Below are 16,865 nucleotides of genomic sequence, written 5' to 3'. Positions count from 1 at the left end.
GAGGCTACCTTATATTCGGATGACCGAAAACTCCTACCCAGAGCGGCGATTTTGACTGATGAGCAGTGGATTCTCGATCGAACAGGCCGATGACCTGGCACGCGGCTTCGTGCCCTTCCCCGCCGACCGGGCCGCGCAGTACCGGAAGGCCGGATACTGGACCGACCGCCCCCTCGACTCGATCCTGACCGACGCGGCCGCCGCATGGCCGGACCGGCCGGCAATCATCGACGCGGCACAGCGCTACACGTTCGCCGAGCTCGATGCCGCCGCCGATCGGGCGGCTGGCGGTCTGACCCGGCTGGGCATCGGGCCCGGAGATCGGGTGCTCCTGCAGCTGCCGAACTCCTGTCAGTTCGCCGTTGCCCTGTTCGGCCTGCTGCGCGCCGGAGCGGTGCCCGTGATGTGCCTGACCGGGCACCGGACCGCAGAGCTCGGCCACTTCGCCGAGGTCAGTGGCGCCGTGGCGCTCATCGTCGCCGACCGGGCAGGCGGGTTCGACTACCGGGACATGGCGGCCACGCTGGTCGCGCAGCACCCGACGCTGCGCCACGTGCTCGTCGACGGCGAGCCGGGACCATTCGTCGCATGGTCGTCGATCCGCGACGGCGCCGGTCCGCCGGTGCACCGCGGACCGGCGGACCCGGACCTGCCCGCGCTGCTCTTGGTCTCCGGCGGCACCACCGGACTGCCCAAGCTGATCGCGCGCACCCACAACGACTACGTGTACAACGCCACCGCGTGCGCCCAGGCCTGCCGCCTGACCGGCGACGACGCCTATCTGGTCGCGCTGCCCGCCGGGCACAACTTCCCGCTGGCGTGCCCGGGCCTGCTCGGCTCGATGAGCGTCGGCGCGCCGACGGTGTTCACCGACGACCCCAGCCCGGAGAACGCGTTCGCGTTGATCGACAGGTACCGGATCACCGTCACCGGTCTGGTGAACGCGCTGGCCAAAGTCTGGGCCCAAGCCTGCGAATGGGAGCCGGTGCTGCCGACGACGTTGCGCTTCGTTCAGGTGGGCGGGTCCCGCATGAGCCCCGAGGAGGCGCGATTCATCCTCGAACGGCTGACCCCGGGCCTGTCGCAGATCTTCGGGATGGCCGAAGGAATGCTGAACTTCACCCGTCCCGGCGATCCGGAAGACGTCGTGGTGCACACCCAGGGGCGTCGAATGTCCGTGCACGACGAGATGCGGGTGGTCGACGAGGACGGCCACGACGTGGCGCCCGGCGAGGAAGGGGAACTGCTGGTGCGCGGTCCGTACACCCTCAACGGGTACTACCGTGACGACGACGCCAACGCGCGCGCCTTCTCCCCCGACGGGTTCTACCGCACCGGGGACCGGGTCCGGGTTTTCACCGCGGGTGCACGCGCCGGCTACGTCGAAGTCACCGGCCGGATCAAAGATGTGATCCACCGGGGCGGGGAGACCGTCTCGGCGACCGACCTGGAAGACCATCTGCACACCCACCCGGGCATCTATGCCGCCGCCGCGGTGGCACTGCCCGACCCGTATCTCGGTGAGAAGATCTGCGCCGCTGTGGTTTTCCGCGGCAGACCGATCACGCTGGCCGAGCTCAACACGTTCCTCGACGAGCGCGGAGCCGCCAAACACGCCCGGCCCGACGTGCTGACAGCGGTTCCGTCGCTGCCGATGACGGCGGTCGGCAAGGTCGACAAGAAACAGTTGGTCGCCCGGCTGGTGTGACACCCGCGGATGCGGCACGGTTTCCCGCGTGCCCTATGGCGCCCCGACGCGGCCACGATCAGCGATGCCTGATGCGGCATCCCCGGGCGCACCGAGCATCTCGACGATCCGGGCACTGACCGCGGCTGCGCTGGGATGCTCCCACAGCAAGGTGGGCGGAAGGCTCAGGCCGGTGCGCTTCTCCAGGGCCCGTCGCACCGCGACCGTCATGATGGAGTCGACCCCGGTCTCGATCAGCGGCACCCGCGGATCGACATCGGTGTGGTCGCAACCGAGCTCGGCGGCCACCACGTCGATGACCTGGTCGGCCACCCATCGTTCGACGTCCTGGTCGCCAGGCCCGACGATGCCGCCTGCCCCGTCGGCGTCGTCGTCCGCCGCCGGAGCCACGTCGGCCAGCATCGGCACTGCGGCAGCCTGCGGAAGCACCGGCAACACCACGGCGTTCGGATCGCCGGAACGCATCGCGGCGTCGAGTGCCCGGAGCGCGTCCTCGGCGGCGACGGTGCCCATGCCCAGCGCCTCGAGCTGGGCGGCCACATAGCCCGACGTCGATCCCATACCCAGTCCGCGCCAGGCGGTCCACGCGACGCTGACAGTGCGGTCCCCGAGCGCTTGCCGGCGGCGCGCGAACGCGTCGAGGTACGCGTTGGCGCAGGCATAGGCGCCCTGCCCGGGGAAACCGGCCAGGTATCCGCACGACGAGAACAACACCATCCAGTCCAGCTGCCCCGGCGGGAACAACCCGTGCAGCGTCTGCACCCCGTCGACTTTCGGCCCCATCGCGGCCCGCAGGTCATCCGAGGTCGTGTTCACCAGCAGCGCACCGGCTTCCACGCCCGCGGCGTGCACGACACCGCGCACCGGCGGCAGCGCCGCCAGCAGCTCACGCAGCTGCTCCCCGGCTTCCGGGGCCGCCATGTCGACGGCGGCGACCTGCACGCTCACGCCGCGTTCCTCCAAGGCCGAGACCGCCGCGACCGACGCGCTGTCCAGACGCGGCCATTGCCGGCGCGGCGGCAGACCGCTGCGCGACACCAAGACCAGGCGACGCGCCCCGAGATCGGCCAGCCGCGCCGCGATGCGCAATCCCAGCGCGCCGGTGCCTCCGGTGATCAGATAGGTCCCACCCGGCGTGCAGGTGAAGGGGAACGCCGCGGCGCCAGGATCGGGGTGGGCCAGCCGGGCGGTCAGCGCGACGCCGTCGCGCACGACCACCACGCCGTGACCCGCCAGTCCGGCCAGCACCGCGACGGGCACGGTGTCCTCGGCCAGGTCCACCACGCCGCCCCACAGGTCGGGATGCTCGGCGGCCGCGACCCGGGTCAGCCCCCACAGCGGCGCATGCGCAAGGTTGTCGCCTTCGTGCACGCCGCTCGTCCGCACCCACAGACGAGCACCGGACGTGACGCGGCGCATCTGTTGGCATGCGCGTAGCGCCAGGTCGGCGGTGGCCTCGGGAGTCGCGGACGGTGAAGGCGTCAGCAGTATCACGGCGCCGGGCGCGGTGTCGGCCGGGATCTGCGTCACGTCCCGGAAGCACCGGGTCCGCACCCCATCAGTGCCGAATACCGTTGCAAACGACGATGTCTCGGGCTCCTCACCGATGAGGATCACCTCGTCCGGTCGCCGGTCGGGGTCGAACGGGGTCGGGTGCCATGCCATCCGGTGCAGCATCCGCGCCGGGTCGCTGCCGCCGGGGTTCTCGAGTTCCTCGAAGGTCATCGCGTTGATCGATGCGCACACCAGGCCGGACTGGTCGGCGATCGCGACGTCGGCGGTGGTTCCCGCCCGGTGCCGGATGTGCAGCACCGCCACCGCGGGCGGCGGAGCACTGATCCGGATGGCGCCGATGCGGGCGGGCATCCGTAGTCGGGCCGGTCCGTCGAACACTGTCGACGCGGCCGAGGTCGCCGCGTCGAGCAGACCCGCCCAGGTCGCCGGCAGCGAACCGTCGGCGTGTGCCGATACCCGCACCAGCATGTCGGTGTCACCGCAGCGGATGTCCAGGATCTGCCAGTCGAAGCCCATCGCCGCGACTCCGACACCGGCCAGGGTGTCCACGACGTGTTCGGCCGGCAGTGTGCGGGGGCAGCGCTGCCATACCGCGTCGTCGAGCCGGTCTGGGAGCGTCTCGTGGCGGTCTGCGGCCGTGGCCACCACCGCGCTGCTGTGCGTCAGCCACCCGCTTGCCTCCGGGCCGCCGTCGGGTTCGACGACGCGGGAGGCCAGGCGCAGTACGCCGTCCTGCAGCACCACCTGGATGTCGCGGGGACGTCCCGGCGCCACCGGGGTGCGCAACCGGATGTCGTTGAGGCCGCTTTGGGCAGCGTTCAGGAATGTGTTGAGAAGTACTGCGGCGGGAACGATCTCGGTGTGCTGCACCGGATGGTCACCGGGGTAGGGCCGGTTGGTGAGATCGAGTCGGGTCTGCCAAACGCGGGCCGGGACCGGGCCGGTGACCTCGGTCGCCCCCCCGAGCAGAGTATGCGATGTGACGTCGTGCATAGCCCCGGTACCGGGCGGGGCGCTCGGGGTGCGCCAGAACCGGCGGTGCCGCCACTGGGTGCCGGGCAGCCCCGACGTCCACGGACTGGTCCGGGTGTAACCGTGGGCCACCGGCGCACCGTGGCAGTACAGCCCGGCGACCGCGGCTCCGACGGCGCGCCGTTCCGGCTGGTCGCGGCGCAGCACCGGGACCACCGCGTGCTCGTCGTGTCCGAGATGCGCCATCGTCTCGGCGATGGAATGGGCCACCACCGGGTGTGCGGACACCTCGAGGAAGAGCCGATGGCCGTCCTGGGCGGCGGCGGTCACTGCCTCGGCGAAACGCACCCGGTCGCGCAGGTTGGTGGCCCAGTACTGCGGCCCGCGCGCCGCCATCGACCGCGGATCGGTCAATGCGGTGCTGTACAACGGGATTCGCGGGTCCGCCGGTTCGGGCAGCCCAGCTACCAGCCGGGCCAGGTCGTCAGCCAGCGGGTCCATCGCGGGACTGTGGAATGCGACGTCGGTGTTGACCCGGCGCACCATCATGCCCTCAGCGCTCCACCGCGCCGCCACGTCGCCGACCTCGGCGACGGTGCCCGAGATCACCGTGGATTGCGGTGACGCGCTGATGGCCGCCACCACATCCGGGCGTCCGGCCAGCGCACGGGCGGTCTCGTCGAACGGCAGCCGCACCAATGCCATCGCTCCACTGCCGGCGACCCGGCGGAAGCCGCGGGCGCGGTAGCAGGCCACCGCCGCGCCGTGGGCGAGGTCGAAGACGCCGGTGACCACGCACGCGGCGACCTCACCGACGGAGTGCCCGATCACCGCCGACGGGGTGACTCCGCGCGCGGTCAGCACCGCGGCCAGCCCGACCTGCATCGCGAAGGTCAGCGCCTGCACCTGGTCGGTACCTCCGAGGTCTTCGGCGGTCAGCGCCTCCCGGGCGCTGAAGCCCAGCTCGCGGTGGAACACCTCGTCCACCTCGTCGACCGTCGCCGCGAAAAGCGGTTCGGTGACCAGCAATTCGCGGCCCATGCCGGCCCAATGGGAGCCGTGGCCGGAGAACACCCAGACCGCGCCGTCCCCGGCACCCGGGAGAACGTGTCCGGTCACGACCCGCGGGTCCCGGCCCTGCGCGGCCAGGGTGTCAAGCGCGGTGACGACGGCTTCCGCACGGTGGGTCGGCTGTAGACCATCGAGCACCACCGCGGCGCGCACCGGTTCGTGCGGCCGGCGGGTCCACAACGTCGCGGCCAGCCGTTCGGTGTCGACGCCCGTGCCGCGCAGATGGTCGGCCAGTACAGCGGCGTGGCGAGCCAGGCGGTCATCGGCGCGCGCCGACAACGGCAGGAAAACTGCTGTGGACGTCGGCTTCTCGGGTGAAGGTATAGCAGGTGACTCTTCGAGCAGGACGTGCGCGATGGTGCCGCCGTAGCCGTAACTGCACACCGCGGCGCGGCGCGGTGTGGTGCCACGCGGCCAGGGTTCGGCCGCGATGGGCACCCGCAACCCGCTGGCGGCCCAGTCGATGGCCGGGTTGAGCGTGCGCACCCCGGCGGTCGGCGGCAACGTCTCGTGATGCAGCGCCAGCACGGTCTTGATCAGACCGATCACCCCGGCACCGCCCTCGAGATGTCCGGTGTTCGGCTTGACCGATCCGAGGGCGCAGGGCGCTTCGGCGCGGCCGGCGCCGTACACCGCCGACAACGCGGCGACCTCGACCGGGTCGCCTGTGGGGGTGCCGGTGCCGTGGGCCTCGATGTAGCCGACGCTGTCGGGTGCGATGCCCGAACTCCGGCAGGCGAGCCGGAACAGATCCTGCTGCGCTTGGCCGTTCGGTGACATGATGCCGACGGTGCGGCCGTCCTGGGCGACGGCACCGCCGCGAACCACCGCGAGCACGCAGTCGCCGTCGCGGGTCGCGTCGGTGAGTCGTTTGAGCACGACGACGCCGGCCCCCTCGCCCCGTCCGTAGCCGTCGGCGGAGGCATCGAACGTCTTGCACCTGCCGTCGGGCGCGGTGGCACCTGCGACGTCGAGCACCCGGGTCAGTCCGGGCCCGATCAGCGCGCTGACCCCACCAGCGAGTACCAGCGACGTCTCACCGTCGCGCAGCAACTGGCAGCCCTGGTGCACGGCGACCAGCGACGCCGCACAGGCGGCGTCGAGTGCCACACTCGGACCGCGCAGGTCGAGCAGATGCGACACGCGGTTGGCCACCCCGCACAGCGAGGTGCCGATCCCGGTCCAGGCCTCGATGCCGTCGAGGTCCTCCATCAGCAGCTTGCCGTAGTCATCGGAATTGACGCCCATCAGCACCGCGGTGTCGGTGCCGGCCAGCGCACGCGGGTCGATTCCGGCGTGCTCCAACGCTTCCCACGACACCTCGAGCGCGAGCCGCTGCTGAGGATCCATCAACTCGGCCTCCCGCGGGGAGACCCCGAAGAAGTCCGCGTCGAAACCGGGCAGGTCGTCAAGGAAGGTGCCCCACCGGGTGGTCTCGCGCAGCACCGCGGCGTTGCGCGGGTCGCGGTGCAGATAGGGCTCCCAGCGGTCGGCCGGCACCTGGCGCACCGCGCTGCCGCCCTCGAGCAGGAACGACCAGAACTGCTCGACGGTGCCGACGCCGCCCGCCACCCGACACCCGATGCCGACGACGGCGATCGGCTCGGGGGCTCGGGTCGGTGTCACGTCGGCAGGCACGCCCGGGGCACCCGCGGTGCCGGCGAACTATGTTTAGGCTGCCCTAACTGACGCATGCGCGACATCTTGGCACAAGTGCCGGGCGATCAGGAATCTACCCTCGCGGCAGACGTTTGCTCAGCGGTGCGGCGGGGGTTGTGCACCGGCGTCGTCGGGGTCGACTTCCACGGCGTAGGACGTGATCGTCGTGATCTTCTCACCCTCGAACTCGTAGATGGTGCAGCTTGCCACCGCGGTGAGCCCGTCCGGGCGCACGTAGCGCACCAGGGTGTCGACGGCCACCACCTCGCGGCCCGCCGCGGTCACACTACGGTCGAACTCCACCCTCGCGCCCCGCAGGCTCTCCAACGTGTCCCGGCAGGTGCGCCGCACCGCGTCGGCCCCTTCGAGGACCATCCCGCCCACGATGGTCCACTTCACGTCGGCGGCGAGGTGATCCAGCGCGTCGTCGAACCGATGCTCGGAGAAGGCGCGGGCCACCGCCGCCGGGTCGAATGCCATGGACCGACCGTAGCGCCAGTGCCCGTCGGCACGGTATGAGTAGACCCATGGAGCTGTCTGGAATCGGGTTGTGGAGTTCGCAGTTGCGCTACGGGAACCCGGAGGAGGCAGCCGAAGCGGCCGCCGAGCTCGATGACCTCGGCTTCACCGCGCTGTGGATTCCCGACGTCGGTGGACCGGTGCTCGACTCGGTGGAGAACCTGCTCTCCGCCACCAAGCAGACGGTCATCGCCACCGGCATCCTCAACCTCTGGATGCATGAACCCGCCGACGTGGCACACCGGTACGCCGCGCTGACCCAGGCCCACGGCGAACGTTTCCTGCTCGGCATCGGCTGCAGTCACGCCCCGCTGATCGACGCCGGCGAGCCGGGCCGCTACCGCAAGCCGCTGGCCGCCACCAGGGCCTTCCTCGACGGTCTGGACAGCGCGGCGCAGCCGGTGCCGAAGGACAACCGGGTGCTGGCCGCGCTGGGACCGAAGATGCTGCAGCTGTCGGCCGACCGCGGGCGCGGCGCCCATCCGTATCTGACCACGCCCGAGCACACCCGGCAGGCGCGCGAGGTGCTCGGCGAGGGACCACTGCTCCTGCCCGAACAGGGCGTGTTGCTCACCGAGGACCGTGACCAGGCACGGGCCATCGGCACCGAGTGGCTCAAGTCGTATCTCGCGCTGCCGAATTACGCCAACAACCTGCTGCGCCTCGGCTTCACCGAAGAGGACCTGAGCACCGTCAGCGACCGCGTCTTCGACGCCCTGCTGGCCTGGGGGGACGAGGAGACCGTGCGGCGCCGCATCGACGAGCATCGGCAGGCCGGCGCCGACCACGTCTGTGTGCAGGTGCTGACCACCGATCCGCGCGAGTTTCCGCGCGAGCAGTGGCGTCGGCTCGCCGCGGCGCTGCTCTGAGTCGGCTCGCCGACGTGCTGCTCTGAGTCGGCTCGCCGACGTGCTGCTGTAGTCAGTCCAGCAGCGAGCGGACCACCGCATCGGCCAGCAGCCGACCGCGGTCGGTGAGCACCACCGCGCCGCCGTCGGCGCGCAGGAGACCGTCGTCGATCGCGATCGCGGCTCGGGTCCGTTCGGCCGCGGACAACGCCGCGAGCGGAAGCCCGGCGCGCATCCGCACCCGCAGCATCACGTCTTCGACGTGGGCGGTGCCTTCGGAGAGATTCTCGAAGTCGGCGACCGGCAGCCGCCGGCCGGCCAGCACCGCCGCATAGGTCGCCGGGTGCTTGACGTTCCACCATCGCGTCGCCGCCACGTAGCCGTGCGCGCCGGGCCCCGCGCCCCACCACTGACCGCCGTTCCAGTACCCCATGTTGTGTCGGCACTCCCCGCCGGGCCGGCTCCAGTTGGACACCTCGTACCAGGCGAAACCGGCCCCGCCGAGGTGGCGGTCGATCAGCTCGTAGCGGCGGGCCAGCACATCGTCGTCCGGGGCGGGCAGCTCGCCGCGTCGCACCCGACGGGCCAGCGCGGTGCCCTCCTCGACGATCAGCGCGTAGGCCGACACGTGGTCGACACCGGCGGCCAGCACCGCATCCAGCGACCCGCGCAGGTCGTCGTCGCGCTCCCCCGGCGTGCCGTAGATCAGGTCGAGGTTGACGTGGTCGAACCCGGCGCGGCGTGCTTCCCGGGCGGCGTCGACGGCACGTCCGGGCGAATGCATCCGGTCCAGGGCCTTGAGCACATGTGCAGCCGTGGACTGCATGCCCAGCGAGACCCGGGTGTAGCCGGCGGTGCGCAGGGCCGCGAAGAACTCCGGCGAGGTCGACTCCGGGTTGGCCTCGGTGGTCACTTCGGCATCGGCGGCCAGCTGGAACCGGGCCCGGACCGCGTCGAGCACGCCGGCCAGCCCGGCGGCGCCCAGCAGCGACGGGGTGCCGCCGCCGACGAACACCGTCGACACCTCCGGCACCTCGCCCAGGTGGGCGGCGGCCAGCTCGAGTTCGGTGCGCAGCGCCGCCAGCCAGCCGTCCGGGCTGGAGTCCCCGAGTTCGGCGGCAGTGTAGGTGTTGAAATCACAGTAGCCGCAGCGTGTCGCACAGAACGGCACGTGGATGTAGACGCCGAAGGGGCGCCCCGCCGGAGCCGTCAGCGCAGGCAGGTCGGCGGCCGCCTCAGAGACCGGCACGGACACGTCCATCCCACCGATTGTTCCAGCCGGCCGACCAGGACGGTTCCCCCGTGCCGAGGTTCCGCCGGCGGCCCCCCTTCCGCGCAGCCTGCGCGCATATTTGGGCCGGTTAGGGCCGATGCCGCCATTCGTGGCACAATGGCCGACGTGATCGACGCCCGCATTCTGCCCACCCGTGTTGTGCTGGTGGCCCGGCGTCATGTCGACTTCAAGCGCGTCTGTACTTGTTGCTGTCTTTCTTGTCGCGCCTGATCCAGGACCCAGCCCACCCCTTGCTCATCAGCTGGCCGCCGGATCTGCGCCGCCGGACAGCCCCCCGGTGAGAACGCGCGGTCCGTACGCCGGCTCCGACCGAGAGCCATTTCATGACCACAGCCAAGACACCCCCCGCCAAGCCCGCCAAACGCCCCCGCGGCGAAGGTCAGTGGGCCCTGGGGTACCGCGAGCCGCTCAACGCCAACGAGCAGGCCAAGAAGGACGACAACCCGCTCAACGTGCGGGCGCGCATCGAGAACATCTACGCCAAGAACGGTTTCGAGTCGATCGACAAGGGCGACCTGCGCGGCCGGTTCCGGTGGTGGGGTCTGTACACCCAGCGCAAGCCCGGCTTCGACGGGACGTGGACCGGTGACGAGAACACCGACATGCTCGAAGACGAGTTCTTCATGCTGCGGGTGCGCTCCGACGGTGGCGCGCTGAGCAGCGCCGCTCTGCGCACCCTGGGGCAGATCTCCACCGAGTTCGCCCGCGACACCGCCGACATCTCCGACCGGCAGAACGTGCAGTACCACTGGATCCGGGTCGAGGACATGCCCGAGATCTGGCGTCGCCTCGACGAGGTCGGCCTGCAGACCACCGAGGCCTGCGGTGACTGCCCCCGCGTCGTGCTCGGCTCCCCGCTGGCCGGTGAGTCGCTCGACGAGGTGATCGACGCCACCCCCGCGGTGAACGAGATCGTCAAGCGCTATATCGGCAAGCCCGAGTACTCGAACCTGCCGCGTAAGTTCAAGACGGCGATCTCCGGTCTGCAGGACGTGGTCCACGAGGTCAACGACGTCGCGTTCATCGGCGTCCACCACCCCGAGCACGGACCCGGTTTCGACCTGTGGGTCGGCGGCGGCCTGTCGACCAACCCGATGCTGGCTCAGCGGGTCGGGGTGTGGGTGCCGCTCGACGAGGTGCCCGATGTGTGGGAGGCCGTGGTCAGCGTGTTCCGCGACTACGGTTACCGCCGGCTGCGCAGCAAGGCCCGGATGAAGTTCCTGATCAAGGACTGGGGCGTTGAGAAATTCCGCGAAGTTCTCGAAACGGAGTACCTGAAGCGTCCACTGCTCGACGGTCCCGCGCCGGAGCCGGTGACCCGGCCCATCGACCATGTGGGCGTGCAGAAGCTCAAGAACGGGCTCAATGCGGTCGGTGTCGCACCCATCGCCGGCCGGGTTACGGGCACCATCCTCAGCAAGGTCGCCGACCTTGCCGAAGCCGCGGGTTCGGACCGGGTGCGGTTCACGCCGTATCAGAAACTGATCATCCTCGACGTCCCCGACGAAAAGCTCGACGATCTGCGGGCCGGGCTGGATGCCCTCGGGCTGCCGTCGACACCGTCGCACTGGCGGCGGAACCTGATGGCCTGCACCGGAATCGAGTTCTGCAAGCTCAGTTTCGCCGAAACGCGCAGCCGCTCGCAGGTGCTGGTGCCGGAGCTGGAGCGGCGCCTGGAGGACATCAACGCCCAGCTCGACGTGCCGATCACGATCAACATCAACGGCTGCCCGAACTCGTGCGCGCGGATTCAGGTCGCCGACATCGGTTTCAAGGGGCAGATGGTCGACGATGGTGAAGGTCCCGAAGAGGGATTCCAGGTCCATCTGGGCGGGAGCCTGGGTCTGGACAGCGGCTTTGGTCGCAAGTTGCGCCAGCACAAGGTGCTGGCCAGCGAGCTCGGTGACTACATCGAGCGGGTGGTCCGCAACTTCGTGAAACAACGCGAGCAGGGTGAGCGTTTCGCTACGTGGGCACTACGAGCCGATGACGCGGACCTGAGGTGAACACGTGACTGAGACGCTGACCGATACCGACCTGCAGCAGCTTGCCGAACGCGGCGCCGCCGAGCTCGGTCCGAACGCCACTGCCGAGCAGCTGCTGGCATGGACCGACGAGAACTTCGGCGGGCTGCCGAGCGGATCCGGGTACATCGTGGCCTCGAACATGCAGGATGCGGTGCTGGTACATATGGCCGCGCAGGTGCGGCCGGGTGTGGACGTGTTGTTCCTCGACACCGGCTACCACTTCGCCGAGACCATCGGCACGCGCGACGCCGTCGAAGCCGTCTACGACGTCAACGTCGTCAACGTGCGTCCCGAGCACACGGTCACCGAGCAGGACGCTGCGCTGGGCCGCAACCTGTTCGAGCGCAACCCGAACGAATGCTGCCGGCTGCGCAAGGTCGAACCGCTGTCCAAGGCCCTGCACGGATACTCGGCCTGGGTCACCGGCATCCGTCGGGTCGAGGCGCCGACTCGGGCCAACGCACCATTGATCAGCTGGGACGCGGGGTTCGGCCTGGTCAAGATCAACCCGCTGGCGGCGTGGACCGACGAGGACATGCAGACCTACATCGACACCCACGGGGTGCTGGTGAATCCGCTTGTCGACGAAGGTTATCCGTCGATCGGCTGCGCACCGTGCACCCGTAAGCCGGCAGCCGGCGCCGATCCGCGCAGCGGACGGTGGGCCGGTCAGGGCAAGATCGAATGCGGGCTGCACGCCTCGTGACCACCCTGGTGCTCACCGCGCACGGAAGCGCCGACCCCCGCTCGGCGCGCACCGTCGCGGCGATCGCGGAGTGTGCGCGCCGGCTGCGACCCGGGCTGGACATCCGAGTGGCGTTCTGCGAGAAGAGTTCACCGAACCTGCGGGACGTCCTGGGGGCAGTGCGGCCAGGCCACGCGGTGGTGGTGCCTCTGCTGCTGGCCGACGCGTACCACGCCCGCGTCGACATTCCCACGATGATCGCCGAATCCGGAGTGGTCGCCCGGCAGTCCGAGGTGCTCGGCGAGGACGACCGGTTGATTCACGTACTGCGGCAGCGGCTCGAGCACGCGGGGGTGCCTCGCCTGGACTCGCGGGTCGGGGTGCTGGTGACCGCGGTGGGATCGTCGCGTCCGGAGGCCAACGCCCGCACCGCCGCCGTCGCCCGGGAACTGACCCTGACCACACACTGGACAGCCACGACCGCGTTCGCCACCGGCCCGCAGCCGAGCCTCGCGCAGGCCGCGGCCGCCCTGCGTCAGCGCGGCGCCACCCGGCTGGTCATCGCGCCGTGGTTCCTGGCGCACGGCCGGATCACCGACCGCGTCGCGGAATTCGCCGCGGCACAAAATATTCCGATGTCGGCACCACTGGGGGCACACCGCCAGGTCGCCGAGACCGTGCTGGATCGCTTCGATGCGGCGCTCGCGCTGCCCGCCGCCGCGTAGCGGCGAATCCGGCTCAGGCCGCGTAGCGGCGAACCCGGCTCAGGCCGGCCGCGGGTTGGTCAGGGACTCGACTGTGACCCCGTCGGGCAGCGACGGTACCCGCGTGGCGCGCACGTACACCGTGTCTCCCTCCTTGAGCCCCAGCGCCTCGGCGTCGCCGCGCGTGATCTGCGCGGTGAACGGAGTGGCGGTGGCGGCGTTGGTCAGCTCCACCCGCACCTCGAAGCCCAGCATGACGATGCGGTCGACCCTGGCCCGGGTCACCCCGGTGGCCTGCACCGAGTCGTCGCTGGTGGCCACGGCCATCTCGGGGGTGCGTCCCACGCGGATGTCGTGTGGGCGCACGAGTGCGCCGTTCAGCGCGGACACCGCACCGAGGAATGACATCACGAACGCGTTGGCCGGTGTGTCGTACACATCACCGGGAGCGCCCACCTGCTCGATGCGGCCCTTGTTGAGCACCGCGATCCGGTCGGCCACGTCGAGCGCCTCCTGCTGGTCGTGAGTCACGAGAACCGTGGTGACATGCACCTCGTCGTGCAAGCGGCGCAGCCACGCGCGCAGGTCCTCGCGGACCTTCGCGTCCAGCGCGCCGAACGGCTCGTCGAGCAGCAACACCTCCGGGCTGACCGCCAACGCGCGCGCCAGCGCCATCCGTTGACGCTGACCACCGGAGAGCTGGTTGGGGTACCGGGTCTGAAAACCGGCCAGCCCCACCACCTCCAGAAGGTTGTCGACCTTTTCGGTGATCTCAGCCTTCGGCCGCTTGCGGATCTTCAGGCCGAACGCGACGTTCTCCCGGACGGTGAGGTGCTTGAACGCGGCGTAGTGCTGGAACACGAAGCCGATCCCGCGCTTCTGCGGCGGCACGTTGGTGACGTCGCGGCCGTTGATCGTGATCGTGCCGGTGTCGGGCTGGTCCAGCCCGGCGATCGCGCGCAGCAGCGTCGACTTGCCCGACCCGCTCGGACCCAGCAGTGCGGTCAACGACCCGGCCGGAACCTCGAAGTCGACGTCGTCGAGCGCGGCGAAATCGCCGTAGCGCTTGTTGGCACCGCGGACGGTGATCATCGCATCGGTCACGGGCCCTGCGCTCCCCACGTTTCGAGACTCCTCATTCTGTCCGCCGGCTGCTGCGGGCGTCGAGCACCACCTGGGCGACGAGCACCAACACGGCGACCGTCATCAACAGGGTGGAGATGGAATAGGCGCCGTATTCGGCGCCGCGGGTGTAGCGGTCGTGCACCAGCAGGGTCAGGGTCTGCGACGAACCCGGCAGGTTCGCCGCGACCATCAGGACCGCACCGAACTCGCCGAGGGTGCGGGCCACGGTCAGCACCACACCGTAGGTCAGGCCCCACCGGATCGAGGGCAGCGTGATCCGCCAGAACGTCTGCCACCACTGGGCGCCCAGCGTCGCCGAAGCCTCCTCCTGGTCGGTGCCGATCTCGTGCAGCACCGGCTCCACCTCGCGGATCACGAACGGGACGGTGACGAAGATGCTGGCCAGGACGATGCCGGGAAGACCGAAGATGATGCGCAACCCGAGGCTGTTCTCGACGAACCCGAACAATCCGGCCGAACCCCACAACAGGATCAACGCCACACCGACGACCACCGGCGATACCGCGAACGGCAGGTCGATGACGGCCTGCAGCACGCTCTTACCGCGGAACCTGTTGCGCGCCAGGACCAAAGCCGTGGGCACCCCGAAAAGCACATTGAGCGGCACGACGATCGCGACCACCAGCAGCGACAGGTTCAATGCCGAGATCGCCGCGGGGGTGGAGATGGATTCGACGAACGCGCCGATCCCGGGTGCGAAGGTGCGCCACAGAATCAGCCCGACGGGCACCGCCACCAGGATCGCGACGTAGGCCAAGGCCACCCACCGAACCAGGTGGCGCATCACGGGGGACAGCGTCACTCTTGCGTCTGCTCCCTTCGGGCGGCCCGCGAACCGATGGCGCGCAGAATGAACAGGATCGTGAACGAGATCGCCAGCAGCACGATCGATATCGCCGCGGCACCGACGCGGTCGTCATTCTCAATGAGGGTTCGGATCCACTGCGACGACACCTCGGTTTCGCCGGGTATCGCTCCGCCGATGAGCACCACCGACCCGAACTCGCCGATCGCCCGGGAGAACGCCAGACCGGCTCCGGACAGCAGCGACGGCAGCAGCGCCGGCAGGATCACCTTGGTCAGGATCGTGAAGTTGTTGGCGCCCAACGACGCCGCGGCCTCCTCGACCTCGCGGTCGAGTTCAAGCAGCACCGGTTGCACCGAGCGCACCACGAACGGCAACGTGACGAACAGCAGTGCGATCCCGACCCCCCAGCGGGTGTGCTGCAAGTGGATGCCGACCGGGCTGCTCGGGCCGTACAGCGCCAGCATGACCAGGCTCGCGACGATCGTGGGCAACGCGAACGGGAGGTCGATCACCGCGTCGACCAGACGCTTGCCCGGAAATTCGTCGCGGGTCAGGACCCAGGCGACCAGCAACCCGAAGAACGCGTTGACCACGGTGACCCCGACCGAGATGATCAGCGTCACCCGCAGTGAGGCGATCGCAGACGGGGACGAGACCGCCGACCAGAACGCGTCGACGCCGCCGCCGGCGGACTGCCACAGGATGGCCGCCAGCGGCAACAGCACGATCAGCGACAGCCACATGGTGGCGGCCCCGACCCGCAGTGAGGTGTTGCCGTACCGGCCGCGCCGGAGGCCCGGCGACGGCCCCACGGCCGGCTCGAGCCCCGAGGTCATCCCGTGGCCTGCTTGTAGATCTTGGTGATGGTGCCGTTGTCCTTGTCGAACAGTTCGGTGTCGACCTGCTCCCAGCCGCCCAGGTCGTCGATCGTCCACAGCTTCTCCGGTGCCGGGAACTTGTCGGCGAAGTCCGCGAGCACGGCGGGATCGACCGGGCGGAAGTTGGCCTCGGCCCACAACCTCTGCGCTTCGGCGGTGTACTGGTAATTCAGGAAATCGGTCGCCGTGTCCGGGTGCTTGCTGGTGTTGACCACCGCAACCGGGTTCTCGATCTTGAAGGTCTGCGGCGGGTTGACGTAGTCCAGGTCGAAGTTGAGCGCCTCGTTCTCGTAGGCCAGCAGTACGTCGCCGGTGCCCTGTTTGAACACATCGGTGGCCTCCCTGCCGGAGCCGGGACGCAACCGGACATGCTCGGTGACCAATCTGGTGACGAAGTCGATTCCGGCCTGACGGTCCTGCCCGCCCTTGGACGCCCAGGCGTACGGCGCGAGCAGGTTCCACTTGGCCGCACCGGAACTCAGCGGGCTCGGCGTGATGATCTCCAGACCCGGCTGCAGCAGGTCATTCCAGTCCCTGATGTTCTTCGGATTGCCCGGCCGCACCGCGAAGCTGACCACCGAGCCGAACGGGATGCCCTTGGTCACCCCCGCGTTCCAGTTCTGGTCGACCTTGCCGGCCTCGACCAGGCGCGTGATGTCGGGTTCGACGGAGAAGTTCACGATGTCGGCAGGTTTGCCCGACTCCACGGCACGGGACTGATCGCCCGAGGCGCCGTAGGAGCCGGTGACCGCGACCCCCTCGCCGTCCCCGGTGGCGGCGAAGGCCGGGCCCACTTTGGACCAGCCGGGCTCCGGCACGGCGAACGCCACCAACGTCAGCGTGGTGTCTGCGGCACCGGTGCCGTCGCCGCCCGGTTCGTCGCTGGCGCCGCCGGCGCAGCCGGCCACCAGCGTGGCCGACAGCACGAGCGCGGCCACGGACCGCCAACGCTTCGGGAATTTCACGAAAGTGTGCATGCAGAACCTCTCGACGTTCGGACGGGTGTGAATCCGTTCGCCGGGAGGGCCGGA

12 protein-coding genes and 1 pseudogene are annotated in these 16,865 nt (G+C 69.9%); 5 read left to right on the top strand and 8 right to left on the bottom strand.

Annotation, left to right across the window (positions count from 1 at the left end; translation table 11 throughout):
• Positions 1–58 precede the first annotated feature (58 nt).
• Positions 59–1,708, top strand: coding sequence for a (2,3-dihydroxybenzoyl)adenylate synthase (locus tag G6N31_RS03500; RefSeq protein ID WP_098003572.1), 1,650 nt, complete (start codon positions 59–61; stop codon positions 1,706–1,708).
• Between the two features lie 33 nt (positions 1,709–1,741).
• Here the strand turns inward: G6N31_RS03500 and G6N31_RS03495 are convergent, their stop codons facing one another.
• Together G6N31_RS03495 and G6N31_RS03490 are read right to left on the bottom strand one after the other, a co-directional pair.
• Entirely contained in the window at positions 1,742–6,904 is a 5,163-nt protein-coding gene (locus tag G6N31_RS03495; RefSeq protein ID WP_179964263.1) for a type I polyketide synthase, read from the bottom strand.
• Between the two features lie 117 nt (positions 6,905–7,021).
• The gene (locus tag G6N31_RS03490) at positions 7,022–7,405 is read right to left on the bottom strand and encodes a nuclear transport factor 2 family protein (protein WP_098003574.1); all 384 of its coding nucleotides are present in this window, start codon (positions 7,403–7,405) and stop codon (positions 7,022–7,024) included.
• Positions 7,406–7,452: 47 nt separating this feature from the next.
• Between G6N31_RS03490 and G6N31_RS03485 the strand changes: the two genes are divergently transcribed.
• Positions 7,453–8,313 carry an LLM class F420-dependent oxidoreductase gene (locus G6N31_RS03485; protein ID WP_098003575.1) on the top strand — a complete coding sequence of 287 codons (861 nt, stop codon included), beginning with the start codon at positions 7,453–7,455 and terminating at the stop codon, positions 8,311–8,313.
• Positions 8,314–8,365: 52 nt separating this feature from the next.
• Here G6N31_RS03485 and hemW read toward each other — a convergent pair whose 3' ends face one another.
• Positions 8,366–9,553 (bottom strand): radical SAM family heme chaperone HemW, encoded by a 1,188-nt coding sequence (gene hemW, locus G6N31_RS03480; RefSeq protein ID WP_179964262.1) that lies wholly within the window; start codon positions 9,551–9,553, stop codon positions 8,366–8,368.
• A gap of 356 nt (positions 9,554–9,909) precedes the next feature.
• Between hemW and G6N31_RS03475 the strand changes: the two genes are divergently transcribed.
• The 3 genes from G6N31_RS03475 to G6N31_RS03465 are packed head-to-tail and all read left to right on the top strand — an operon-like array spanning position 9,910 to position 13,023.
• Positions 9,910–11,592, top strand: coding sequence for a nitrite/sulfite reductase (locus G6N31_RS03475; RefSeq protein ID WP_098003576.1), 1,683 nt, complete (start codon positions 9,910–9,912; stop codon positions 11,590–11,592).
• Positions 11,593–11,608: 16 nt separating this feature from the next.
• Positions 11,609–12,319, top strand: coding sequence for a phosphoadenylyl-sulfate reductase (locus tag G6N31_RS03470; protein WP_276057433.1), 711 nt, complete (start codon positions 11,609–11,611; stop codon positions 12,317–12,319).
• On the top strand, positions 12,298–13,023 hold the full coding sequence (locus tag G6N31_RS03465) for a sirohydrochlorin chelatase (protein WP_098003578.1): 726 nt from the start codon (positions 12,298–12,300) through the stop codon (positions 13,021–13,023). The genes G6N31_RS03470 and G6N31_RS03465 overlap by 22 nt, the downstream gene beginning before the upstream one ends.
• A gap of 39 nt (positions 13,024–13,062) precedes the next feature.
• On the opposite strand, the gene G6N31_RS27810 is transcribed toward G6N31_RS03465, so the two are convergent.
• The 5 genes and pseudogenes from G6N31_RS27810 to G6N31_RS03445 form a co-directional block, all read right to left on the bottom strand.
• Entirely contained in the window at positions 13,063–13,257 is a 195-nt protein-coding gene (locus G6N31_RS27810) for a TOBE-like domain-containing protein (protein WP_435404848.1), read from the bottom strand.
• Positions 13,258–13,440: 183 nt separating this feature from the next.
• A pseudogene (locus tag G6N31_RS27805) lies at positions 13,441–14,094 on the bottom strand (sulfate/molybdate ABC transporter ATP-binding protein); the annotation flags it as partial.
• 43 nt (positions 14,095–14,137) lie between these two features.
• A complete protein-coding gene (cysW, locus tag G6N31_RS03455; RefSeq protein ID WP_098003580.1) occupies positions 14,138–14,950 on the bottom strand; it encodes a sulfate ABC transporter permease subunit CysW in 813 nt (270 codons plus the stop codon).
• Positions 14,947–15,792, bottom strand: a complete 846-nt coding sequence (gene cysT, locus G6N31_RS03450; protein ID WP_098003581.1) for a sulfate ABC transporter permease subunit CysT — start codon at positions 15,790–15,792, stop codon at positions 14,947–14,949. The genes cysW and cysT overlap by 4 nt, the downstream gene beginning before the upstream one ends.
• A complete protein-coding gene (locus G6N31_RS03445; RefSeq protein WP_098003582.1) occupies positions 15,789–16,811 on the bottom strand; it encodes a sulfate ABC transporter substrate-binding protein in 1,023 nt (340 codons plus the stop codon). Before G6N31_RS03445 ends, cysT begins: the two co-directional genes overlap by 4 nt.
• Positions 16,812–16,865 lie beyond the last annotated feature (54 nt).

Source organism: Mycolicibacterium duvalii, from assembly GCF_010726645.1.
GTDB classification, from domain to species: Bacteria; Actinomycetota; Actinomycetes; order Mycobacteriales; family Mycobacteriaceae; genus Mycobacterium; species Mycobacterium duvalii.
This window is presented reverse-complemented; position numbering and strand designations above follow the sequence as displayed.